This window comes from Pseudarthrobacter sp. TAF60_1 (assembly GCF_052113505.1).
In the GTDB taxonomy this organism is placed as follows: Bacteria; Actinomycetota; Actinomycetes; order Actinomycetales; family Micrococcaceae; genus Arthrobacter.
In genome coordinates, this window is sequence record NZ_JBFRDI010000014.1 from 15,076 (window position 1) to 37,841 (window position 22,766).

Consider the following 22,766-nt stretch of genomic DNA (forward strand, 5'->3'; position numbering starts at 1 on the left):
ACACCGTGATGGACGGCCGCCGCCGGGTCCGGCAGGGGGGCTCCGGTAGAGTTGCGGCCATGACGGCGGCCTCCATACACGGTGAAGTGGGGGAGGACTTACCGCTCGTTGGCCGGTCCGGAGTCTTTGAGGAGCTGCTGGAGATTTTCCGGACCGTCCGCAAGGGCAAAGTGGGCGCCGTGGTGATTTCCGGCCCATCCGGGTCCGGGAAGACCGCGGTTCTGGAGTTCTTTCTCGAGCACTGCCGTACCGGGGCACGTGGCGTCCGGGTATTGTCCGCCATGGGCGATGAGTGGGAGGCACAGTTTCCCCTCGCCGGCTACTCCCAGCTCATGCTCACCTTGCCGCTGCGTTCGGCCAAGGATTACGACGCCGGCCCTGGCCTGCCCGCGGGGCCTGTCGCGGCACTTACGCCCGCCCAGGTTGTGAATTACGCTTCCACCCTCAGCACCCACCTGGAAGGACTGCAGTCCCACGGCAGCGTGGTTGTCGCCGTGGATGACGTCCACAAACTCGACGTCGAGAGCCTGCGCATCCTCACCTTCGTCATGCGGCGGCTGCACGGGAAACGGATTCTGTTCGTGCTCACCCTCAACCCCGATGACGCTTTACGCGTCCCCGCCGGCGCGCTGGACTTCCTGACGGGACATCAGGTGGCAACCATCCCGCTGGATCCGCTTACCCCGCAGCAGGTGCAGGATCTCGCCAGGCGGATACTCGGCGTGGATTTGAGTGCGACGGCGGCCCACGGCCTGGTCCGGCACACCGGCGGCCTTGCACAACCGATCGTGGAGCTGCTCCAAGAGCTTCCGGCCGAAACCTGGCTGACCTGGTTTCCCTCCCTTCCTCCAACGTCCCGCGTGCGCGCCCGGGTGCGCAGCGTCCTGGCCGCGGCGTCTCCGGGCCTGGTTGGTGTCGCGGAGGCCGTGTCAGTACTCGGGAGCGCCGCAGGCATGGCGGAGGTTTCCGAGGTCAGCGGGGTGGTGTCAGTCATGGACGCCCTCGATGAGGGACACCGTGCCGGGCTGCTGGGGTTGACCGTTGACCAGGCCCGCTCCGCCGTCGTCTTCTCCGGAGCAGGCACCGCGGAGGCCATCTACGAACAGATTGTTCCCAGCCGGCGCATTGCGCTTCATCGGCTGGCTGCTGAGGCCGTGCAGCCCGAGGGCGAACGGCTGGGCCACCGCGTCGCGGCCACCCCCGGCGCGGACGAGGCCCTGGCGGAGGAGCTGGAGGAATTCGCCCGGCGCCAGGCCGGGGTAGGCGCGTGGCAGGACGCCTCAACAGCGCTGTTCTCCGCGTCCCGGCTTTCCCTGGACATCCGTTCCCGGAACGACAGGCTCCTTCGGGCAGTGGATGCCCTGGTGGGTTCCGGCAACATTGCCCAGGCCCAGATGTGGACTGCGGCAGTGGACGCCCTGCCGCCGTCGCCGCTGCGCTCCTCCGTGCTGGGCTACCTCTCCACCGCGTCGGGACAAAACGACAGCGCGCAGACGCAGTTGGAGATGGCCTGGCGCACCTCCAACCCGCAGCGTGACCCGTCTGCCGCCGCGCAGGTGGCGCAGCGCTTCGTCCTGCACGGGGTAGCGTCCTGGGACGGCCCGATGATCACCACCTGGGCAGAGCGGGCCATGGACCTTACCGGGCCGGGAACCCCCGCCCACATTGAATCGGAGGCCATCTACGGCCTGGGCCTGTACGCACAGGGCCGCGTGTCGGAGGCGGAGGCTTCCTATGACCGGGCTTTTGAACATGCTGCCGAGAACGCCCAGAAACAGCGCGTCCAGATGGGCGCCGGCTGGCTGGCGCTGCGCCTGGACAACGTTGAAACGGCGCTGGTGAACTTTGAGTCCGCAGCTCCCACTGAATACCGCGGCGGCTCGATGCGGATTTCCCTTTGGGCTGAGGCGTGGCTCGCACGCACCCATCTGGTGCTCGGCAACTGGGATGCGGCGGCCGCCACCGTGGCGCGCGCATCTGTGCGCCTCGAGACTTCGCGGATGCCGTTGATCCGCCCGCTGCTTTACTGGACTGCGGCGGAGCTATGGTCCATGCGGGGGGACTGGGAGCGGGCACGGTATTACGTTTCCCAGGCCGCAGTGCAGCCCGGAACATACTGCGCCATGCAAGTGCCGGCGAGCCTCGCCCGTGCCCGCTTCCACGAGGCGAGGGCGGACTATGAGGGCGCTTTGGCTGTCCTGCAGCCGCTGACGGAGCTGGACCCCTGGACCGAGCATCGGGTCTCCTTCTGGCCCTGGCAGGACACCTACGTCAACGCCCTTGTGATGACCGATCAGCTCGACGCCGCCGACTCGTTCCTCACGTCGTTCGAACGGGTGCCGCGCGAGCGCGAAATACCCTCGGATATGGCCCGGATGGCGTGGGCGAGGGGCCGGCTCGTGGCCGCGCAGGGAGACCCGGACACCGCCAGGGAACATTTTGAGGCTTCCCTGGGCCACCTCAGGGGGCTCAACCGGCCGTATCTGCGCGCACGGATTAGTTTTGCCTTCGGCCAGAGCATGCGCCGGGCCGGCAAGCGGCGCCTGGCCTCGACCGTCCTGCGCGCGGCCCGCGACTTATACGACTCCTTGGGGGCGGCCACCTACGTGGAACGGTGCGACCGGGAGCTCAAGGCAACAGGGCTTGACGTCGGGAACGTGCCGGACCCTGCCGACCCGGTGCTCACCGCGGTCAGCGACCACCACCTCCAGCTCACGGCGCAGGAACGGGCTGTGGCCGAACTGGTGGCGGGCGGCGCCACCAACAAGGAGGCGGCCCGGGCGCTGTTCCTGGCGGAGAAAACCGTGCAGTACCACCTGACCCGGCTGTATCGGAAAATGGGAATCCGCTCCCGCAGCGAGCTCGCGGCCGTGTTCCGGGTCCAGGACTGACCCAGGACACGGCCGGGCTAGGGCCGATTTGTGCGGGCGCTTACTTCACGTCCGAGGGGTGCTTCGCGAGCGGCACCACCGAGATGTCCATGTAGGGGAACAGCGGCAGGTTCTGCAGGATCTCGTGGAGTTCGTCGTTCGAATCGACGTCGAAGATGGAGTAGTTGGCGTATTCTCCCACCACCCGCCATATTTCCGGCCACTTGCCGGAGCGCTGCAACTCCTGCGAGTAGGCCTTCTCTGTGGCCTTGATTTGCGCGGCCTCGTCGGCGGGCAGGTCGGCGGGCAGGTTGACGTCCATGTGGACCAGGTACTTCATGAAAGTCCTTTCGGTAGAGGGGGCTGTTATCGGTCTGAGCGGTAGCGGGAGAGCTTGTCTTCGTCGACGGCGGTGCCCACCCCGGGGCCTTCGGGAACACGGATGCGTCCGCCGGTGATGGCCAGAGGCTCGGCCAACAGGTCGTCGGCCATGTCCAGATAGTTGGACAGTTCAGCTGCACGTTTGGCCGTGTGGGCGAACGCGGCGCCGAAGGTCACGGAGGCGGCCGTACCGACCTGGGTGTCGATCTGGTTGCCGATGTAAACGTCGACGCCCATCCCCTCGGCCATCCCGACGATCTTGGCGGCCTCGGTAAAGCCGGACCGGGCCGTCTTCACAGCCAGGAGGTTGGCGCCGCCGGTGAGGATTTCGCGTGCGGCCTCGCCGAGGTTGGCGGCGGATTCGTCTGCGGCGATGGGGATCGGGGAGTTCTCCACGAGGCGGCGGCGGCCCAGGACTTCGCGGGCGTCGTCGGGCTCTTCAAGGAACTGCAGGCCCAGATCCGCCGTGCGGCGCAGGACCTCCGCCGCCTCGTTGGCTGACCAGCCGCGGTTGGCGTCCATGTAGAGCTCCGCATCCTCACCCAGCCCCTCCCGCAATACCCGGGCAGCCTCCACGTCGAGGTGGAGGGGCCGGCGGCCGGTCTTGAGTTTGAACGTGTTGATGCCGTAGGTCTCGCGGAACTCCAGGGCCAATGCCAGCAATTCCTGGGCGGGCTTGAAGCCGAGCATGTGGGAGACGCGCAGCGAGTCCGTGTACCCGCCCAGCAGCTTTGTCACCGGCTGACCGAGGGTTTTGCCGATGACGTCCCAGAGCGCGATGTCCACAGCCCCCTTGGCGGTCTGGTTGTGCACCGTCCGGTACAGGATGGCCTGGACCTTCTCGCGGTCAAAAATGTCGACGCCGATCAGCTGCGGAGCAAAGATGTCCTCCACCACCGCAACAATCGACTTCTGCGTCTCGCCGTAGGTGTAGGGGCGCGGCGGGGTGTCAGCGGTGCCCACCACGCCGTCATCCGTGCGAAGCCTGATGAGCACGTGGTCTGCCTCGTGCACGGAACCGGACGCGAAGTGCAGTGGATGAAGGTAGGGGATCGAGTAGGGAATCGCCTCAATGGCTGCGATCTTCATGCGTGGGTAAGCCTTTCATCAGTGGGAAACGGCGCAGGGCCGGGAGCAGGCGCCGCCGCGTCCGCAGTTGCGGTCACCACGACGTCGAGGAAATTGTGCAGCAGCGCCGAATGATGCCCGCGCATCCAGGCGACAGCGAGCTCCACGTCGGGGACGTTTTCTATTTCGCGGTAGGCGACGCCTTCAAGCTGGAAGGCCTGCACGCTGGACGGCATGACCGCCACCCCGCCGCCCGCTGCAACGAACGCCAGCATCGTGGAGGTCTCCCCAACCACCTGGGTGATGCGTGGCTGGAAACCCGCCTGCCGGCACAGGTCTGCGGTGGTGCGGTACAGCACAGACTCGGGTCCGTAGGCGATGAAGTCCTGGTCCTGAAGCTCGTGCATTGCCACAGGCCGGTCCACGGCCAGGGCGCTGAACGAGGGAAGCGCGACAACGAGCGGCTCCCGGGTCACCGTCCTGTAGTCGATGTCCTCCGACGCGACCGGTGGACGCAGCAAGGCTGCGTCCAGGGTGCCGTCCCGAAGCCCCGCCTCCATGGTCGGCGTGAGCATTTCGCCGTGCAGCGCCAGGGACAGGCCTGGCAGGACCTGTTTCGCAAGGCGGGCGATCCGGGGCATGACGCCGTAGGTTGCAGACCCCGAGAAGCCCACCCGCAGGACGCCGGTTGCGCCCCGCCCCACCTGGTAGACATCGGCCTGAAGCGTCGCGACGTCGTTGACGATCTGCCGGCCGCGGTCCAGCAGGAGCTGACCCGCCGCCGTGAGGTCAACCCTGCGGGTGGTCCGGTTGAGCAGCTTGACTCCAAGCTGATCCTCCAACTGGCGGATCTGCTGCGAGAGAGGTGGCTGCGCCATGTGCAGGCGCTTGGCGGCCCGGCCGAAGTGCCTCTCCTCAGCAACCGCGATGAAATAGTTCAGTTGGCGGATGTCCAAGGTGGTCCCGTCCTTCCGCTGGTCGGCCCGATGCCCAGGCTTTTGATTTATTCAGAGAATAACCATAATAGGCCCTAATAGGATATTTAGGCGACGTAATGCTGCCCGGGGCAACGGGCCGGTGGAGCACGGCAGGCGTTGGATTATTTGAACTGCTCGGCAGGGATGCTGTCCTCTGTCCGGCCTTCTGCGATCTCCTCGACCTTGTGCTCGGCTTCCTCCAGCCTGCGCTGGCGAGGCACCAGGACGGTGACGAGTGCACCGACCAGGGCCACGGCCCCGTAGATGTAGAAGGCCGTGGATCCGCCGATGCCGGCGGCAGCCAGCCAGCCGCCGATGATCGGACCGAGCACTCCGCCCAGCCTTCCCACGCTTGCGCACCATGCAACGCCGGCGGCCCGGGCATTGGTGGTGAAGTAGTTGGACTGGAACCCGTAGATCAGCACCTGGGTTCCCAGGGTTCCCACGCCGGCGAGGGCGATAAAAGCAAAAAGCAGCGGCAGCGGAAAGCTGAAGGTCATGAGTGCCAGGGAAATGGTGGCCAGTGCGAACGTGGCCGCGATGACCCGCTGGGGACCGCTCTTGTCCGCCAGGCGGGAGGCAAGCAAGCCGCCGGCCACCGCGCCGAGGTTCAGTGCCAGCGGGAAGAACAGGGAGTACGTCCGCCCGTAGCCGTAGCCCTCCATGATTTTGGGCAGCCACGTGTTGAGCCCGTATGTCAGCAGCAGACCGCAGAAGGACATCATGCCCAGCAGGATGGCTGCCACCGCGAACTGGCGTGAAAATACGGCGGCAAAGCCTGATTTCTGCGGCGCGGCGCCGACCTGCTGGATGATCTGCTCTTCGATGAGCGGGACGCCGGTGCGTTCTGCGGCCGCCAGGGCCTCCTGTTCGCGGCCCCGTGACAGCAGCCACCGAGGTGATTCGGGCAGCTTGCGCCAGGCGATGGGCAGGAGAATGACCAGCGGCAGGGAGCCGATGATGAAAAGCCCGCGCCAGCCGATGCTGTCGAGGAACAGGATGCCCAGGATGGAGGCCAGGACCCCGCCCGCCGGGATGCCCGAATACACAATGGCGTTGTAGAACTGCCGCCGTCCCGCGGGTGCGAATTCAGCCATGGTGGCGCCGGCGCTGGCGATAACAATGCCCAGGCCGAGACCGGTCGCAAACCGCAGCGCACCGAACGCAGGGACGCTGGTGGCAAAGGCTGTGGCGAACATGCCAATGGAGAACCAGGCTATGCCCAGGAGCAACAGCCGGCGTCGGCCGAAAAAGTCACCCACAGCGCCGCAAGCCAGTGAGCCTACCAGTACCCCGATGAGGGCCCAGGAGCCGAGGAGGCCGGCGGTGACTGCGTCAAACGCTCCGATCTGGCCCGGGTCTGCCAGTAGCCCCGGCAGGACGGTGCCGTAAATGACGAGATCGTAGCCGTCAAACAGGAGCGCAGTGCAAATAATGAAGGCGACCCAATTGGCGGTCCGCGCCTCCTTTTGTGGATTTTCGGCTATGACGGCGTGCGGTTGTGACATGGTCCCCAAGTCCTCTCTGACTGAGTGGAGGCCTGCGGCACCGGGAGAATCCGAGGGGCCGTCCTCCGAGTGCTTTCAGCCTGACAGAGGTGTGACGCGCCCCATATGAGGGAAATACCGGGCTTTCCGCCCGGGGGGTATTCATATGCTGTTGATCTCAAACTGCCGGTTGGCGGCGGTAAGCCCTGGGCAATGCTGATCGTCTCAGTCGAGACGATCTGGGTATGGAACGGCTTGCCAGGAACGGTGGTCTGCAAACCGGCCCGTGGGTAGGCTGGCAAAATGATCAACCCCGCACGCCTTTACTCGGACCTGTCCCGCCTCGGCAGGGAAACGGACATGTTCCTGGCCACTGTTGAGTCCCTTGCCGACGACGAGATGACCGTTCAGTCGCTGTGCGAGGGATGGAGCCGGGCTGACGTCATTGCCCACGTTGCATCCAGCGGACGTGCCCTGGTGAATCTCATCGAATGGGCAACCTCCGGGGAGGAACGCCCCCTGTACGCCTCACCCGAGGCCCGCTCCCTGGAGATCGCTGCCCTGGCGGCCCTGCCGCGGGAGGAACTCATTGCCGAAGTGCGGGAGTCCGCCCGGAACTTTGCCGAGCAGGCGCAGCGGCTGAGCGGGGATCTCGCGGCGACGGAGGTGCAGGCGGGTGGCAAGGCGGTCCCCGCCACGTCCATCGTGGCGCTCCGGATTGCCGAGGTGGTGGTGCACCACCATGATCTGGACACCGCCTGGACCATCGAGGAGGCCGACCCGGATTCGCTGCTGAACGCGCTCGAAGCCGTGGTGCGGTCCCTGCGTGCCAAGGGTGCTCCCGGCATGACGCTGGTGACCGAAGAACGCGACGAATGGGTGATCGGCGACGGCGGATTGCGCGTTGCGTCCGACCGCGAGGGCCTGCTCCAGTGGCTGGCGCGTGGCGACGCCGAACATGTTGACGTTGACGGCCCGGTGCCGGCACTACCGTCCTGGTGATACCTGCGCCGGCAGATCCTTGGTGAAGGCGAGGGACCCGATTAGTTCGGGGTCCTGCTCCAGGTCGAACTGCGCCTCATAGCCCGTGGTGAGGTACAGGTGTTTGGCTTCGGGCTGGCGGGGACCGGTGGTGAGGTAGACGCGCCGGTAGCCCCGCTGGGCGGCCAGTGACTCCAGTTCGGTCAGCACCAGGCGGGCCAGCCCGCGGCGGCGGTGTGCGGAATGGGTCCAGATCCGTTTGAACTCCGCGGTGTCCGCGTCATACCGGCGGAAGGCGCCGCCGGCCACGGACTCGCCGTTCTCCTGGACCACCAGCAGCGCACCACCCTGCCCCTCGAATTCCGACGCCGGGTAGCGGTTGAGTTCCTCGGCGGCGGCACCGCGGCCAAAACGGTCGCCGTAGCGGGAGTCGTACTCCACGGCCAGCTCGTCCAGGAGGGGGCGGACCCGCGGATCGTGCATGGGGAGCAGCAGGACCTCCGGTGCCGCGGGGTTAAGCTGCGCCGAGGAGGCGGACACCAGTTCCGCTGCCACCCCCAGGACAGTCCTGGCCAGGGCGTCGTTCTCACGGAACGGGGCCGCATTGGTGCCCGGCCTGGCAAAGGCGCCGGCACCCCAACCCGACGTTACCGGGCCAACGCCGAAGAGCCGGCCGTTCGCCCTGCCGTCTCCATTCAGGAGCTCGTGCCGGTCCGAGACGACCAGCTTTCCGGTCGAATGGATCCCGTCGGCCGTGAGCAGCAGCTGTTCGCTTCCCAGTCCCGAGGAGTGGAGCGAGGCCAGCAGCGGGTTGAGCGAGCGTGCCACGGAGGTTGCCGGCAGCCGCGCTTCGATGAACGCCTTGGCCCGGACGCTGAATCCGGCCTTCGTTGAGCCGGCCACAAATTCCCCGGTGGACTCGTCCGCCGCAATGTCCAGGCCCGGGCCCAGGAAGCGCAGCAGACCGGCCCGGTGCAGGGCCAGCATTTCGCGCAGCCGGCGCGGGGGCGGCCCGGAATCCACGAAGCTGAAGAATCCGTGCCACCAGCCGTGGACGGTCTGCTGGGAGCGGGCGTTGAGGCGCTCGGCCGGGACCAGCCTGCCAAGATCCATGTAGACCTTCAGGAGTGCCACAAAGAGGGCCATCGTCTCGGGGTGGTCCGCGCTGTCGCGAAGTTCCAGATCGTGTTCGATGTAGCGCGCCACTGCCGCCTGGACGTCAACCAAACCTCCGAACGACTCCCCGGCGAATGGCCGGTCCAGGGCTTCGAGGTCCAGGCGCAGGGCAGGCTCGGGGACCACTGATGACACCAGCTCCTCCCGCTCAGCGCTGTACCAGTTCAGCCCTGCGAAGCGGGCGGAAAATTCCGCCCAGTCAGTGCTGACCCGGTCCGGGCTGCCCGTGAACAGCTCCCGGTAATACCCGTACCCGGCCTCCTTGGCAATGAGCGGCCACAAGTGCGCCTCGAAATCCAACTCGGCATGGCGTTTCAGCAGCGCACCCACAGCCTCGGCGGTAAAGAAGCGCAGCTCGCCGGGAGCCGCACCGCGCAGCGAAGCGGAAATCTTGGCGTGGTAGGGCACGCCGCGGCGCGATCCAGCCCAGAGTCGAGGCTCCCTGCCGGACGCCTGGTACCGCAGGCCGCCGTCGGCCGTTTCCTCGAAGCGGCCGCCGCGTCCCTCCATCAGCAGCACCAGCAGGTCCACGAATGCCAGCCCCATCCCGGCAACGATCACGTCCTGGCCGGGGGCAAGGGCGGAATAGTCGACGTCGGTGGTGTAGCTGGGTGCCGCGTGGAACGCGCCGTGGCGGGCGGCGAAGCCGGACCAAGCCGCGGATGCGGCGTCCGGCCGCGAGTCCGTGTGGCCGATGGCGGTGATGACGACGTCGGCGGGCAGCGTCCCGCCGTTTGCCAGCCGCACGAGGTGCGTGCCGGCGTCGTGCTTCCGATCGTTGGAACCAGGTGCCGCAGTGTCTCCGGCAGACTCCACCGCGATGGCAGTGGTGCGGTGGACCGTTACGTTCCCGCCGAGTTTGGCAACGGTGCGGCGGAAGAACCACTCAAGGTACTGGCTCTGCAGCTGCCGGGAGGGAAAGGTTGCCCCGGTCAGGGAACGCAGCTGCGCCCGAAGGGCGAGGGGGAACTCCGGGACGTCCGTGATGGACCCGTCCAGCACGCCCGCGGCCCACTTGGCGAGCCCGGGTCCGTCCACGACGGGACCGCTGCACGCCACGGAGGTGTCGGTGAACATGGTGACGTCCGCGGCGGTGGAGTTGAGCATCAGGCCGGGGTGCTGGTCGTAACGCCAGATCCGGCCAGAGCCCGGCTCGTAGGGTTCCACCACGTGGATATCCAGCGGGCCCGGGAACAGCGCGGCCCGGTTGGCGGCAAGGCGTTCCAGCACCCCGGCAGTCCGCGGACCGCCGCCGATGAAGACAACGGAAGGTACATGCGCTGACATGGGGGCTCCTGATCGGGATGGTCCGGGCGTGGGCCACTGCCTTGCGTGGCTGGCTGACGGACGGCGGCTGAGTGCCCATGCTAGGCAGCACGCCCGACGCCGGTCGAGGGCTCGGTCACGCCCGTTAACTCCGCGTCACAGCACGTCAAACGGCGCAAGAAACCGACTCATGACGCTGCGCGAAGCCCGGTGAAGTTATGCAACCTGGCGCCTTGCTGACGCTTTCGCGGCGGCCCTAGATTTGCAGCCAGCACTCGGGAGCTTCCCGCTCCGCACCGATAACAGACAGACGAAACGAGGTGGCGCGCATGAGTTCAGCAGGAACCAGGGTGGCCCAGCCGGCAGAGCCGGCAGAACTGGCCACAGCGGAGTCAGTACAAGCACAGCCGGCTCCCGGACCCGCGCCCACCGGCGCCGAAACGTCCGGTCCGTCCGGAACCCAGCCCGGTCCCGGCTACCCCGGTCCCACCAGCCCGGGGACCCCTAACCCGGAACACCGCGGCCCGGCCACCGACTATTCCGGCTATCCCCTGGTGGCTTCGAAACATCCATGGCGCTGGGTGGGAACGGCGGCAGTAGCGCTCGGCGTTGCGGCTGTCGCCTGGTCACTGGCAACCAACCCGCGCTGGGAATGGGGTGTGGTGGCGCAGTGGTTCACCGCCCAGTCCGTGGTCAACGGGCTCCTGGAGACGCTCAAACTCACGGCCATTTCCGGCATTCTTGGGTTTGTCCTGGGCTTCATCCTGGCACTGATGCGGCTGTCCGCCTCACCGCTGCTGGTCTCCGTTTCGTGGACCTTCTCCTGGATCTTCCGCTCCACGCCGCTCCTGGTCCAGATGTTGCTTTGGTACAACCTGGGCTACCTCTACGAGAAGATCAGCCTCGGCATCCCTTTCACCGACGTCCGCTTCTTCGAGGTGCAGACCACCACACTGATCAGCCAGTTTGCGGCAGCAGTGCTAGGGCTGACCCTGAACCAGGCCGCGTACTCGGCGGAGATCATCCGCGGCGGCATCCTGTCCGTGGACCAGGGGCAGCTTGAAGCCGCGGCCGCACTGGGGATCCCGGCATGGCGCAGGTCCACCCGGATTGTCCTGCCGCAGGCCATGCGGGCCATCCTGCCCACGGCGTTCAACGAGATCATTGGCCTGGTCAAGGGCACGTCCATTGTTTACGTGCTGGCGTACTCGGAGCTGTTCTACACCGTGCAGGTCATCTACAACCGAACGCAGCAGGTCTTGCCGTTGCTGCTGGTGGCCACCCTCTGGTACGTGGTGATCACCTCCGTGCTCAGCGTGTTCCAGTACTACATCGAACGGCACTACTCCAAGGGGGCCGTGCGGACGTTGCCGCTCACGCCCCTGCAGAAAGCCCGCAAATTCTTCGCCACCCACGCCGTGGCCCCCAGCCGAGCAAGGAGCCCGCGATGAGCACCGCCACCGCCGCCCAGAACTCCGCCGTAACTGCCACACTGGCTGTGCCGGGATCCACCCGCGGACTCGTGGAGATCACCAAGGTCCGTAAGTCATTCGGCGCCACCGAAGTCCTGAAGGGCATCACGCTCACGGTCGAACCGGGCGGAGTGGCCGTGATCGTGGGCCCGTCCGGCTCGGGCAAGTCCACCCTGCTGCGCACCATCAACCACCTCGAAAAAGTCGACGCCGGCCACATCGCCATCGACGGGACGCTGGTGGGGTACGAGGTCCGGGGCAAGCGGCTGCATGAGCTGCGCGAGAAGGACATCCTGAAGCAGCGCACCGAGATCGGCATGGTGTTCCAGAGCTTCAACCTCTTCCCGCACCTCACGGCGTTGGAGAACGTGGCCGAAGCGCCCGTGGTGGCACCCCAGCCCGGCAAAGCGCGCCGCTCCAAGGAGGACGCCCGGCGCCGTGGCCTCGAGCTGCTGGACCGGGTTGGCCTGAAGGACCGTGCGGGCGCCTACCCCCGCCAGCTGTCCGGCGGCCAGCAGCAGCGCGTGGCCATAGCCCGCGCCCTTGCCCTGAACCCCAAGATCCTGCTGTTCGACGAGCCCACCTCAGCTCTTGACCCCGAGCTGGTCAACGAGGTGCTGGACGTCATCCGCGAACTGGCAAAGTCCGGCACCACCCTGATCATCGTCACGCACGAGATGGGCTTCGCCCGCGACGTGGCGGACACCGTGGTGTTTATGGACGAGGGCCAGATCGTGGAACAGGGCAGCCCGGAACAGATTTTCGCCAACCCGCAGGAATCCCGCACCCGGAGCTTCTTCTCCAAAGTGCTTGAACCGGCCTTCAACATCTAAAGGATCCACCATGGCATTTTTCACTGGTCCCAACCGCCGCCCAGGCCGCGTGCGCTCCCTCGCGGCGCTCCCCGCCATCGTACTTCTTGGAACTGCGGCACTCGCCGGGTGCTCAGACCCCGGCGCTTCCGCCGCCTCGGGATCGGGCGCGTCCGCGACGGCGGCACGCAACGGCGTGGTCTACAACACCGCTCCTGACCAGCATCGGATCCGGGCGGACAAAGACGCTGCGCTCGCCGCGACGGTCCCGGAGCTGATTGGCAAGGACGGCAAGCTGACCGTGGCCACCACGGCAGGATCCATCCCGCTGAGCTTCCACGCCACGGACGACAAGACGCCGATTGGTGTTGAACTGGACCTCGCCCAGCTCGTGGCGGACAAACTGGGGCTGGAACTCGACGTCCAGGTCACCTCCTGGGAGAACTGGCCCCTGAAGACCCAGTCAGGTGATTTCGAAGCCGTGTTCTCCAACGTGGGCGTCAACAAGGACCGCGTGAAGCTGTTCGACTTCGCCACCTACCGGGCGGCGTTCATGGGCTTCGAAGCCAAGAAATCGGCCATCTACGACATCAAGGGCGCGGACGACATCTCCGGCCTGAAGGTCTCCGTGGGTTCGGGCACCAACCAGGAGAAGATCCTGCTCGCCTGGAACAAGGAGTTGGAGGAAAAAGGGAAGGCTCCGGCCCTCCTGCAGTACTACTCCACCGACGCCGACACCATCCTGGCGCTCTCCTCCGGCCGGACCGACCTCAATATCGCACCCTACCCGTCCACCGTGTACCGCGAAAACACCCGGGACGATCTGAAGGTGGTGGGCAAGGTCAACGCCGGCTGGCCCTCCGAAACACTGGTGGCAGCCACCACCCTCCGCGGCAACGGCCTCGCTCCCGTACTCACTTCAGCGCTCAACTCCGCCATCCAGGACGGTTCCTACGCCAAGGTCCTGGAACGCTGGGGCCTCTCGGAGGAAGCCCTGCCCGAATCCAAGACGGTCACCCAGGAAAGTTTCGCTGCCGCCCAGGCAACGGCCACTACGGCACCTTCAGGAAAGGCATCATGAACGCAACATCCACTGAGACCGCCCTTGAGTCGTTCGACGCCGACTGGCAGGACTGGCACGACGCCCACGAACGCAAGCGCGCCCAACCGCACGGCTTCCTCGCGGTCACTCACCTGCACTGGCTGGGCGCCGAAGCCACCCCGCTGGAAGGTGCTCCCGGCACCTGGAGCGTGGATAACGACGTCGTCCGCGTAGTCCTCGAACCGGGCGAGAGCCTGCAGCAGGACGGCAAGGAACTGAACGCCGCGTCCGGCGCCGCAGTGACGTTCGGCCCCATAGAGGAGCGCGGCGGGATCAACCTGGCCTCGGGCGACACCGTGATCGAGGTTGCCAAACGCGGCGGCGAGTACATTGTCCGGCCCCGGAACCCCGGCAACCCGCTACTGCAGGAATACCAGGGCACGCCCGCCTATACGCCGAACGCGGCATTCGCAGTGGCCGGAACGTACGTGCCGTTCGAGGTTCCGCGGTCAACCACGGTGGGCGCCGCCGTCGAAGGCATCCAGCACGTCTACGAGGCGCCGGGCGAGATCCGCTTCAAACTGGCCGGCCAGGAGCTGGCGCTGACTGCGTTCAACGGCCACGTGCCGGGCACGCTGTCCGTGCTGTTCACGGACCAGACGTCAGGCATCACCACCTACGAGGCGAACCGATCGCTCTCGGTGGTTCCCGCAGCGGACGGGTCCGTGCACCTGGACTTCAACCGGGCCGTGAACCTGCCCTGCGCCTACACCGACCTGGCCACCTGCCCGCTGCCGCCCGCCGAAAACCGGCTGCCGGTGGCCATCGAAGCGGGCGAAAAGATTCCCTACGAACGTCAGGACCAGAGGTGAGCACTACGGAAAAGCGCACGGCGAAGCCGGGCAACGACGGCTTCCTGGCCATCGAACTCGGCGGTGCGGGCTGGGACGGCGGGGACTTCGCCAGCCTCGCCGAAGCAGTCCTCGCCGCCGAATCCGCAGGGTTCCACGTGGCCACCTTCGCGGACGCCCCGGAACCCGGCCGGGCCAATGCGCTGCAGCGGGCCGCTTACGCAGGGCCGCTGACCCGGACCATCGCGCTGGTTCCCGAGGTGGACACGGTCTACACCGAGCCGTTCCACGTCTCCACCCAGCTCGCCAGCCTCGACTATGTGGCCGGCGGCCGCGCCGGGTGGATCGCAACTGCAGCGGACTCGCCCGAGGCCGCCGCCGCCGTCGGACGCACCAACGTGACCGGCGCAGCGCTGGCGCAGGAAGCGGCAGCCTCCATTGAGGTGTCCCGCCGGCTGTGGGACTCGTGGGAGGACGACGCCGTGATCCGCGACGTCGCCACCGGCCGGTACGTCGACGTGGACAAGCTGCACTACGTTGATTTCAAAACCCCGGCAGACTTTGCCGGCCCCGCCTACTCGGTCAAGGGCCCGTCCATCATTCCCAGGCCACTGCAGGGGCAGCTGCCCGTGCTTGCGGCCGCATCCGTAGTGGGTGCGGGGCAGGTTGCGGCGGATGCCGTGGACGCCGTCCTCGTCACGGCGCCCACACCCGAACTGCTCGTCGCGGAAATCAGGGAGGTTCGAAACCGCGTGGGAGCGGCCGTGGCTGTTATCGCCGAGCTCGATGTCGTTTTGGACTCGCGCGGGCAGGCCGCGGTTGACCGGGTGGCGGGCCCTGAAACCGGCCGACCACGTTATGCCGGCACTGCTGCCGGGCTCACGGACCTCCTCGAGCCGCTGTTGACGGAGGCCGACGGCGTCCGTCTCCACCCGGCGTCGCTCGCCCTGGAACTGGACGAACTTTCACGGCTGGTCCTGCCGGAGCTTCGGCGCCGCGGCGTCCTTCAGGCGCCAGTGCAGGACGGCACCTTCCGCGACCTGCTGGGACTTACACGTCCGGCCAGCCGCTACTCATCCACGGCCGCTGCCGGAAACTAAGGGGAAAACCATGACACAGCACAGCCGTGCTAAATCCGACGTCTTCACTCCGGCAGGCAAGCTGCAGTTCGGCATCTTCTTCCAAGGGGTCAACTCCGGCACCATCTGGAAGGCGGCCGAATCGGGATCGCAGACCGACTTCGAATCGTTCCGCCGCATCATCCAGACCGCCGAGCGCGGGCTGTTCGCCGCGTTCTTCCTGGGCGAAGGACTCCGCCTGCGCGAACACCTCGGCAGGCCGCACGCGCTGGACGTGGTGGGCCGCCCGGACGCGCAGACCATGCTGGCCGCCCTTGCTTCCGTGACCAAAAACATCGGGCTGGTGGCTACCCAGAACACCACGTACAACGACCCCGCGGACCTGGCGGACCGGCTCTCTTCGCTTGACCTGATCTCCGGTGGCCGCGCCGCGTGGAACATCGTCACCACGGACAACGCCTGGACCGGCGCGAACTTCCGCCGCGGCGGGTACCTGGACCACGCAGACCGCTACAAGCACGCCGAAGCCTTCGTCGAGACGGCCAAGCGCATCTGGGACTCCTGGGACAGCCCGGCCGGCCCCGCCCGCCGGGTGCTGCACGAAGGCCAGCACTACACCGTGGACGTGACCCCGCGCCTGCCGCGAAGCGCGCAGTACCGGCCCGTGCTCTTCCAGGCAGGCGACTCGCCGGAGGGCAGGGACTTTGCGGCCCGCCAGGCGGACGTCATCTTCTCGGCCCACCCCAAGTTTGAGGCAGCCCTGAAGTTCCGCAAGGACCTTGTGGCCCGGTCGATTGCCGCCGGCCGCGGGGCCAACGCTGTGCAGATCATGCCGGCCAGCGAATTCATCCTTGCCCCCACCGCTGAAGAGGCGGCAGAGAAGAAGGAATGGGTGCGCAGCCTCCAGATCGGACCGCAGCAGGCGGTGGCCTACCTGGAGCAGTTCTGGGGCCGCGAGCTCTCCGAGTACGATCCGGACGGGCCGCTTCCGGAGATCGATCCCGTAGTGGAGGAGACTTCCGAGACCCGCGGCAGCGGCTTCCATGGCGCCAAGGCGCGGCAGTTGGCCGACCAGTGGCGGGCCGAGGCGAAGGACAAGGGCCTCTCCATCCGGCAGTTCGTCACCTCCCGCACAGCACGGGTGGACGCCACCTTCACCGGTTCCTACACCGGCGTGGCAGACCAGCTGGCCGAGTACGCACGGGTGGGCGCGGTGGACGGGTTCAACATCTCGCCGTGGCTGATCCCCACGGGCCTGGATGACATCGTGAACCACCTGGTGCCGGAACTTCAGGAGCGCGGCGTCTACCCCACGGAGTACGCGGGCAACACGCTGCGCGAAATCCTGGGCCTGGAAACGCCGGTGCGCACCGCGGATGAGGCTTCGACGGCGGTCCGGGCCTGATGCACGTGGCTGGTTTCGGGAGAAGGGCCGACGACGGCGGCGGGGAGAGCGCCGTCGTCGACCGTTCCGTAGACGGTGACGGTACCCGCGGGACTGTCACGCTGCAGCTGACGGTGTGGGAGCAGCTAATGTAGCGCGGTGGCAGCTCAGCGGGCTGCGGTTTCCAACTGCCGTTCCGCTTGCTCGGGTTCCGGCGCGGCCACGGCCCCGCGGGTAAGGGTCACGAGGCTCAGGAGGGCAATGATGCCGGCCACGAGCATCACGATCGCCATCGGCACCGCACTGCCTTCTCCGGCAAGGCCCACCAGCGGTGAGGCGATGGCGGCCAGCGTGAACTGGAGCGCGCCCATGATCGCAGACCCGGTACCCGCGTACTTTTTGACCTGGTCGGTCGCCAACGCCGCGGCATTGCCAAAAATAAAGCCCAGCGAGGATATCGCCAGGAAGATCAGCACCAACGTCGGGAACAGCGGCGTGTTCCCTGCCGTGACGACTGCGAGCAGGCCGGCACTGAAGACCACCAGGCCCGAGACTCCGATGTACGTCATGCGGAGCGGACCGAGGGTGCCGACCAGTTTGACGCCGACGATGCTGGTGATGGTGATTCCCAACGCGTTGAGCGCGAAGATCAGCGAGAACGCCGTGGGGTTGAGGCCAAGAATGTTTTGGTAGACAAACGGCGAGGCCGAGATGTAGCCGAACATGGCGGCCATGGCGAAGGCGAACCCAAAGGTGAAACCAAGGTAACGCCGGTTGCCCAGCACCCGGCCGGTGGTTGCGAACAATTCCTTCACCCCGCCCTTGTTGCGACGTTCCCGCGGCAGGCTTTCCTTCACGATGATGATGGAACCGATGACCATCAGCAGGTTCAGGACGGCCAGTGCCCAGAACACCCCGCGCCAGCCGGCAAAGCCAATTACGCCGCCGCCAGCCAGCGGCGAGAGAACCGGGGCGATGCCGCCAACGGCCATCAGGATGCCGAACTGCTTGGCGGCGTGCACGCCACGGGCTGAATCAGAAACGATGGCACGGGCCAGAACCACGCCGGCCGCGCCCGCGAAGCCCTGGATGAAGCGCATTCCAATCAGGGTCTCGATATTTGGTGCCACAGCACAGAGCACGCTCGCGACCAGGCAGACGAAGGCGCCGATCAGCAGCGGCTTGCGGCGGCCGAATTGGTCCGACAGCGGGCCGATGACCAACTGGCCGACTGCCATGCCGAGCATGAACGTGGTGAGCGTCAGTTGAATGGTGGCTGCGGTGGTGTTCAGGTCCTGCATCATTTGCGGGAATGCGGGCAAGTACATGTCGATGGCAAAGGGCCCGAGGGCGCTGAGCAATGCCAGCATGGTCATCAGGGATGCTGATGCTTTTGACGAGTGGGTCATGGGGTGGATCGGTTCACTTTCGTTCGACGGCTTCATTATGTTGACATATGTATACGCGCATAACAAAATTGTGGAATGGAAAAAGTGCATGAGGCAGCGAAGGCGCTGCTGGACCTTGCCTGGTGGGTCCAACGCAAAGGCCCGATGCGTGCCGGCTTCGAACCCCTGCCTGTCACCGAGCGGGTCATCCTCGGATACCTGGAAGGTCATGATGGCTCCAGCGTCACCGAAGTGGGGGCCGCGCTGGACATCAAGTCGTCGAACGTTTCCGCTGCCGTTCGTGAACTGGCTGGGCGTGGCCTGGTGGAAAAGGTCGCGGATCCGGACGACAAAAGGAAGTCGTTGCTCTCCTTGACGGAAGAGGCCCGGCGGAACAAGAGCAGCATTGATGCGGCGGTGACAGGGACACTGGAGGAGGTGCTGGAACAGCTTTCGCCCGAACATCGGGACTCGCTCTTCGCCTCTCTCGGTGCCCTCGATGACGTCGTTTTTAGACTGCGCACCACGGACAGATAGCCAACACAAGAATACCCGCCTCGCTGGAGCGAGGCGGGGATTCATTCGTCGGCAGGCTACTTCTTGGGAAGGCCTGCCGGGTTCAGTTCGGACTTCTGGACGGCCTCCGATGACAGGCCCCAGCGGTCCAGGATCTTGGTGTAGGTGCCGTCCTCGATGAGCTGGTTCAGGGCCGCCTGGGCGGCAACTGCCAGTCCATTGCCCTTCTGCGTAGTGAACGCGATCTCAGCGGTCAGGGGCCAGCCGCCGTTCAGCGTGCCCACTTCCTTGGTCTTGCCGTCCTTGGCGGCTTTGTAGGCAGCGGACGCGTTCGGGCCGAACGTCAAGTCCGCACGGCCTGACTGCAGCGCCAGCGTTGAGGCGGAGTCGTCGTCGTAATACTGGAACGCGACCGGCTCGAGACCTTTGGCCTTGTTCTCCTCGTCCCAGCGCACCAGGATCGCTTCCTGGTTGGTGCCGGAGCCCACGATGATGCGCTTGCCCGCGACGTCCTTGGCTTCCTTGATGTCGCCGATGGACGAGTCGGCCTTGGCATAGAAGCCCAGGAGGTCGTTGCGGTAGGTGGCGAAGTCGAATTTCTCCTTCCGTGCCTCGGTGACGGTCACGTTGGACAGGACTGCCTCGTACTTCCCGGACTCGACGCCCAGCGGCCAGTCGGCCCACGCAACGGGAAGCACTTCGACCTCCAGCCCCAGCGCCCCGCCCACCGCGTAGGCGATGTCCACTTCACTGCCGATGAGCGTCTTGTTGTCCGTGGCGAACAGTGTCAGCGGGGCTGAACCTCCCGTGGTGACCACCGTGAGTTTGCCGTCCGCCTTGATGGCTTCCGGAACCAGAGCTGCGGCCTTGGCATCCACGTTTACTTTGAAGCGGTTCTGCTCCGGGGTCAGGTTGAACGTCTTTCCCGCAGCGGTTGTTGTGGCGCCCGACGCCGGCGCTGCCGCCGCGGTTGCCCCCGGGTCCGAGCAGGCTGCCAATGCCAGGAGTGAGATGAGTGCGAGTGCTGCCCCGGCAGCCTTTTTGGTCTTGAACCTGATCATGGGTGCCCCTTTGAAAGTTGGTGATGATGCGGCGGAATTCCGCTGTGATGCAGCAACTATCCGGGAGCGTGGGGCCATGATCAAAGGCTGCCGAAACGGGGCGAGACGAGGGGTAACTGCGGTTCACCGGGCGTCAGGGACCGTCACAAACCACACGGCCACTGAAGACCCGCTTCAGCCGGCCAGGGCCTTAACCACTTCCTTGGCCACGTCCTCGCTGGACTGCGGGTTCTGGCCGGTGATGAGGTTGCGGTCGCGGACCACGTTGGAGCTCCATGCGGCTGCATTCTCAATGACGGCGCCCTTGTCCTTCAGCGCGTCCTCCACCAGCCACGGGGTGTTCTCGCCGGTCCCGCCATTCAGTTCCTCTTCGTTGGTGAAGACGGTGAGGCGGCGGCCCGCAAAGGCGAAGGAGCCGTCGTCGAGCGTTGCGCTAAGCAGCCCGGCGGGGCCATGGCAGAAGGGTGCAATCACCTTTCCGGCACTGTCGGCGGCGACGAGCAGGCGGCCCAGATCGGCGTCCTTGTACAGATCGGTCATGGGACCGTGCCCGCCGGGCATCACCACGGCGTCGTAGTTGCTGATGTCGACGTCGGCCAGCACCAAGGGAGCCGAGAGTTCGGCGTCGATGTTGGCAAGGTACTCGCGGAAACCGTCCGCCCGGTCCTTACCGCCCGCCGACTCGGGGGCCAGGCTGACCTGGTCAACCGTGGGCTTTACTCCGCCCGGTGTGGCGATGTGAACTGTGTGGCCGGCGTCCCGCAACACGCGGTGCGAGACCACGAGTTCCTCGGCCCAGTAGCCGGTGGGGTGTTCGCTGCCGTCCTTCATGGTCAGCGAGTCGGCGGCCGATACGACCATCAGGATGTTTGCCATGTTGTATCTCCTGTCTGTGCCGGACTTCTCCGGCGGGTAGGGTACGGGATTCGCAGTGCTCAGGCGTCGGTCAATGACTCGGAAGCCGCTTCAAGCTCAGCGTAAGTTGCGTCGTCGATCCGGACCGCAGCCGCGGCCAGGTTTTCTTCCAGGTGCTTCACTGATCCGGTGCCCGGAATCGGCATCATCACCGGGGAGCGGCGGAGCAGCCAGGCGAGGGCCACCTGCGAGGTGGTGGCACCCAAGCGCTTGGCCGCCTCATCCAGCGGGCCGCCGGGCTGCGCGAGTTCGCCGGCCGAGATGGGGGCCCACGGGATGAAGCCGATGCCGTTTGCCGCCGCGTACTCGAGCACATCCTCCGAGCTGCGGTCCGTTAGGTTGTAGCGATTTTGGACCGTGGAGACGGTGAAGTGTTTTCCGGCCGCCTCCAGTTCGGCCACGCCCACCTGGGACAGGCCCAGCGCCCTGACCTTGCCTTCATCCTGCAGCTCGCGGAGCACGCCGAATTGCTCCTCCGCGTCCACCTTCGGATCGATCCGGTGCAGCTGGAGCAGGTCCAGGGTATCCACCTTCAGCTTGCGCAGGCTCAGTTCGGTCTGCTGGCGCAGGTATTCCGGCCGGCCCACCGGGATCCACTTGTTGGGGCCGGTCCGGGTGAAGCCCACCTTCGTGGCGATCTTCAGCCCATCCACATAGGGGTGGAGGGCCTCCGCGATGATCTCTTCGCTGATGTTGGGCCCGTAAGAATCGGCGGTGTCAATGAAGTCCACGCCGAGTTCGACGGCGCGGCGCACCACTGCGAGGGCAGCCTTGCGGTCTGCGGGTTCACCCCACACGCCGTCGCCTACGATGCGCATGGCACCGAAGCCGAGGCGCCGCACTGTTCCGAGGTCCTTGAGGTTGATGGTTGCGGACAGTTCCGTCTGGTTCATGTCTTGGCTCATAGGGGCGGCAACTCCCTCAGCATGCTGAGTATTCCGATCATGATGAAATATCCCGCCCACCGCCGTCGTTGTCCACAGTGTGCCCGCCGTGACCCGGCGCGCCCACTCCTACGCAACGCATCTGAAAGGCCGGCACCGCTCGTGACGCTTCCCCTCTCCATCCTTGACCTGGCAACCATTGGCAAAGGCCAGACGGCGGCGGAAAGTTTCGCAGGGAGCGTGGCGATGGCGCAGCGGGCGGAGGAGCTCGGATACCGGCGGATCTGGTACGCCGAGCACCACAACATGTCCTCCATCGCGTCCTCCGCCACCAGCGTCCTGATCGCCCACGTGGCCGCACACACCAAAACCATCCGGCTCGGCGCAGGCGGCATCATGCTGCCCAACCACTCACCGCTCACCATCGCCGAGCAGTTCGGCACCCTGGAGACGCTGCACCCCGGCCGGATCGACCTTGGCCTCGGCCGAGCCCCTGGCAGCGACCAGAACACCCTCCGGGCGCTGCGCCGGGACCCGATGTCCGCCGACAGCTTCCCGCAGGACGTCCTGGAACTGCAGGGCTACCTCACCGGGCCCACCCGCATCCAAGGCGTCGAGGCCACCCCCGGCAAGGGCACCAATGTGCCGCTCTACATCCTGGGCTCCTCGCTTTTCGGCGCGCGGCTCGCTGCCCAGCTGGGGCTGCCCTACGCGTTCGCATCACACTTCGCTCCGAATGCGCTGCAGGATGCCGTGGCGCTCTATCGCCGCGAATTCAAGCCGTCGGCCCAGCTGGACGCGCCGCACGTCATCGCCGGCGTGAACGTGATAGCCGCGGATTCCGCTGGCGAAGCCCAGGAGGCGTTCCGGGCCACCCTGCGCGCCCGCGTCGGGCTCTTCTTCGGCGGCGGACGCGAGTTCACTGACGACGAAGCGGACATGATCCTGGACTCCCCGCAGGGCCAGCATGTCTCGCAGATGATGAAGTACTCGGCTATCGGCACCCCGGACGCGGTGATCGATTACCTGGACGGTTTCGCGAAGCACTCCGACGCCGACGAACTGATCGTGGCGCACCAGAACAGCGGCACCAACGCGCGGATCCGCTCCGTTGAGCTGCTCGCGGAGGTCGCGGGACTGGCCCGGGTCTAGGCGC

The 22,766-nt window shown here is 66.4% G+C and carries 19 protein-coding genes and 1 pseudogene; 10 read left to right on the forward strand and 10 right to left on the reverse strand.

Annotation, left to right across the window (positions count from 1 at the left end; all coding sequences use genetic code 11):
- Positions 1-59 precede the first annotated feature (59 nt).
- Complete coding sequence (locus tag AB4Y73_RS15535) at positions 60-2,891, forward strand: AAA family ATPase (protein WP_441872788.1); 2,832 nt, start codon at positions 60-62, stop codon at positions 2,889-2,891.
- Positions 2,892-2,931: 40 nt separating this feature from the next.
- Here the strand turns inward: AB4Y73_RS15535 and catC are convergent, their stop codons facing one another.
- The 4 genes from catC to AB4Y73_RS15555 form a co-directional block, all read right to left on the reverse strand.
- Positions 2,932-3,210, reverse strand: a complete 279-nt coding sequence (gene catC, locus AB4Y73_RS15540; protein ID WP_441872789.1) for a muconolactone Delta-isomerase — start codon at positions 3,208-3,210, stop codon at positions 2,932-2,934.
- Between the two features lie 26 nt (positions 3,211-3,236).
- Entirely contained in the window at positions 3,237-4,340 is a 1,104-nt protein-coding gene (locus AB4Y73_RS15545; protein ID WP_441872790.1) for a mandelate racemase/muconate lactonizing enzyme family protein, read from the reverse strand.
- A complete protein-coding gene (locus tag AB4Y73_RS15550) occupies positions 4,337-5,275 on the reverse strand; it encodes a LysR substrate-binding domain-containing protein (protein WP_441872791.1) in 939 nt (312 codons plus the stop codon). Before AB4Y73_RS15550 ends, AB4Y73_RS15545 begins: the two co-directional genes overlap by 4 nt.
- A 143-nt stretch (positions 5,276-5,418) precedes the next feature.
- A complete protein-coding gene (locus tag AB4Y73_RS15555) occupies positions 5,419-6,804 on the reverse strand; it encodes an MFS transporter (protein WP_441872792.1) in 1,386 nt (461 codons plus the stop codon).
- A 282-nt stretch (positions 6,805-7,086) separates the two neighbouring features.
- Here AB4Y73_RS15555 and AB4Y73_RS15560 point away from each other — a divergent pair, with 282 nt between their 5' ends.
- Complete coding sequence (locus AB4Y73_RS15560; protein ID WP_441872793.1) at positions 7,087-7,785, forward strand: maleylpyruvate isomerase family mycothiol-dependent enzyme; 699 nt, start codon at positions 7,087-7,089, stop codon at positions 7,783-7,785.
- Here the strand turns inward: AB4Y73_RS15560 and AB4Y73_RS15565 are convergent.
- Both AB4Y73_RS15565 and AB4Y73_RS15570 read right to left on the reverse strand, forming a co-directional pair.
- Positions 7,771-8,247, reverse strand: coding sequence for a GNAT family N-acetyltransferase (locus AB4Y73_RS15565; protein ID WP_441872889.1), 477 nt, complete (start codon positions 8,245-8,247; stop codon positions 7,771-7,773). The genes AB4Y73_RS15560 and AB4Y73_RS15565 overlap by 15 nt on opposite strands.
- A 27-nt stretch (positions 8,248-8,274) precedes the next feature.
- Positions 8,275-10,227: pseudogene (locus AB4Y73_RS15570) on the reverse strand (FAD/NAD(P)-binding protein); the annotation flags it as partial.
- Positions 10,228-10,535: 308 nt separating this feature from the next.
- Here AB4Y73_RS15570 and AB4Y73_RS15575 point away from each other — a divergent pair.
- Genes AB4Y73_RS15575 through AB4Y73_RS15600 form a run of 6 tightly spaced genes read left to right on the forward strand, consistent with a single transcriptional unit; the run spans position 10,536 to position 16,867 of the window.
- Positions 10,536-11,657 (forward strand): ABC transporter permease subunit, encoded by a 1,122-nt coding sequence (locus AB4Y73_RS15575; RefSeq protein WP_441872794.1) that lies wholly within the window; start codon positions 10,536-10,538, stop codon positions 11,655-11,657.
- Positions 11,654-12,511 (forward strand): amino acid ABC transporter ATP-binding protein, encoded by an 858-nt coding sequence (locus AB4Y73_RS15580; RefSeq protein ID WP_441872795.1) that lies wholly within the window; start codon positions 11,654-11,656, stop codon positions 12,509-12,511. Before AB4Y73_RS15575 ends, AB4Y73_RS15580 begins: the two co-directional genes overlap by 4 nt.
- A gap of 10 nt (positions 12,512-12,521) precedes the next feature.
- Positions 12,522-13,571 (forward strand): transporter substrate-binding domain-containing protein, encoded by a 1,050-nt coding sequence (locus AB4Y73_RS15585; RefSeq protein WP_441872796.1) that lies wholly within the window; start codon positions 12,522-12,524, stop codon positions 13,569-13,571.
- Positions 13,568-14,404 (forward strand): DUF1684 domain-containing protein, encoded by an 837-nt coding sequence (locus tag AB4Y73_RS15590; protein ID WP_441872797.1) that lies wholly within the window; start codon positions 13,568-13,570, stop codon positions 14,402-14,404. Before AB4Y73_RS15585 ends, AB4Y73_RS15590 begins: the two co-directional genes overlap by 4 nt.
- Positions 14,401-15,483, forward strand: a complete 1,083-nt coding sequence (locus tag AB4Y73_RS15595) for an LLM class flavin-dependent oxidoreductase (protein WP_441872798.1) — start codon at positions 14,401-14,403, stop codon at positions 15,481-15,483. Before AB4Y73_RS15590 ends, AB4Y73_RS15595 begins: the two co-directional genes overlap by 4 nt.
- Positions 15,484-15,493: 10 nt before the next feature.
- Positions 15,494-16,867 (forward strand): NtaA/DmoA family FMN-dependent monooxygenase, encoded by a 1,374-nt coding sequence (locus tag AB4Y73_RS15600; RefSeq protein WP_441872799.1) that lies wholly within the window; start codon positions 15,494-15,496, stop codon positions 16,865-16,867.
- Between the two features lie 146 nt (positions 16,868-17,013).
- Here the strand turns inward: AB4Y73_RS15600 and AB4Y73_RS15605 are convergent, their stop codons facing one another.
- Positions 17,014-18,255 (reverse strand): multidrug effflux MFS transporter, encoded by a 1,242-nt coding sequence (locus AB4Y73_RS15605; protein ID WP_441872800.1) that lies wholly within the window; start codon positions 18,253-18,255, stop codon positions 17,014-17,016.
- A 75-nt stretch (positions 18,256-18,330) separates the two neighbouring features.
- Here AB4Y73_RS15605 and AB4Y73_RS15610 point away from each other — a divergent pair, with 75 nt between their 5' ends.
- Positions 18,331-18,771, forward strand: a complete 441-nt coding sequence (locus AB4Y73_RS15610; protein WP_441872801.1) for a MarR family winged helix-turn-helix transcriptional regulator — start codon at positions 18,331-18,333, stop codon at positions 18,769-18,771.
- Between the two features lie 56 nt (positions 18,772-18,827).
- On the opposite strand, the gene AB4Y73_RS15615 is transcribed toward AB4Y73_RS15610, so the two are convergent.
- The 3 genes from AB4Y73_RS15615 to AB4Y73_RS15625 all read right to left on the reverse strand — a co-directional run bounded on the left by AB4Y73_RS15615 (position 18,828) and on the right by AB4Y73_RS15625 (position 21,631).
- Positions 18,828-19,811, reverse strand: a complete 984-nt coding sequence (locus AB4Y73_RS15615) for an ABC transporter substrate-binding protein (RefSeq protein ID WP_441872802.1) — start codon at positions 19,809-19,811, stop codon at positions 18,828-18,830.
- 174 nt (positions 19,812-19,985) lie between these two features.
- Entirely contained in the window at positions 19,986-20,687 is a 702-nt protein-coding gene (locus tag AB4Y73_RS15620; RefSeq protein ID WP_441872803.1) for a type 1 glutamine amidotransferase domain-containing protein, read from the reverse strand.
- 59 nt (positions 20,688-20,746) lie between these two features.
- Positions 20,747-21,631, reverse strand: a complete 885-nt coding sequence (locus AB4Y73_RS15625; protein WP_441872804.1) for an aldo/keto reductase — start codon at positions 21,629-21,631, stop codon at positions 20,747-20,749.
- Between the two features lie 141 nt (positions 21,632-21,772).
- Between AB4Y73_RS15625 and AB4Y73_RS15630 the strand changes: the two genes are divergently transcribed.
- The gene (locus AB4Y73_RS15630) at positions 21,773-22,762 is read left to right on the forward strand and encodes an LLM class flavin-dependent oxidoreductase (protein WP_441872805.1); all 990 of its coding nucleotides are present in this window, start codon (positions 21,773-21,775) and stop codon (positions 22,760-22,762) included.
- Positions 22,763-22,766: the final 4 nt, after the last annotated feature.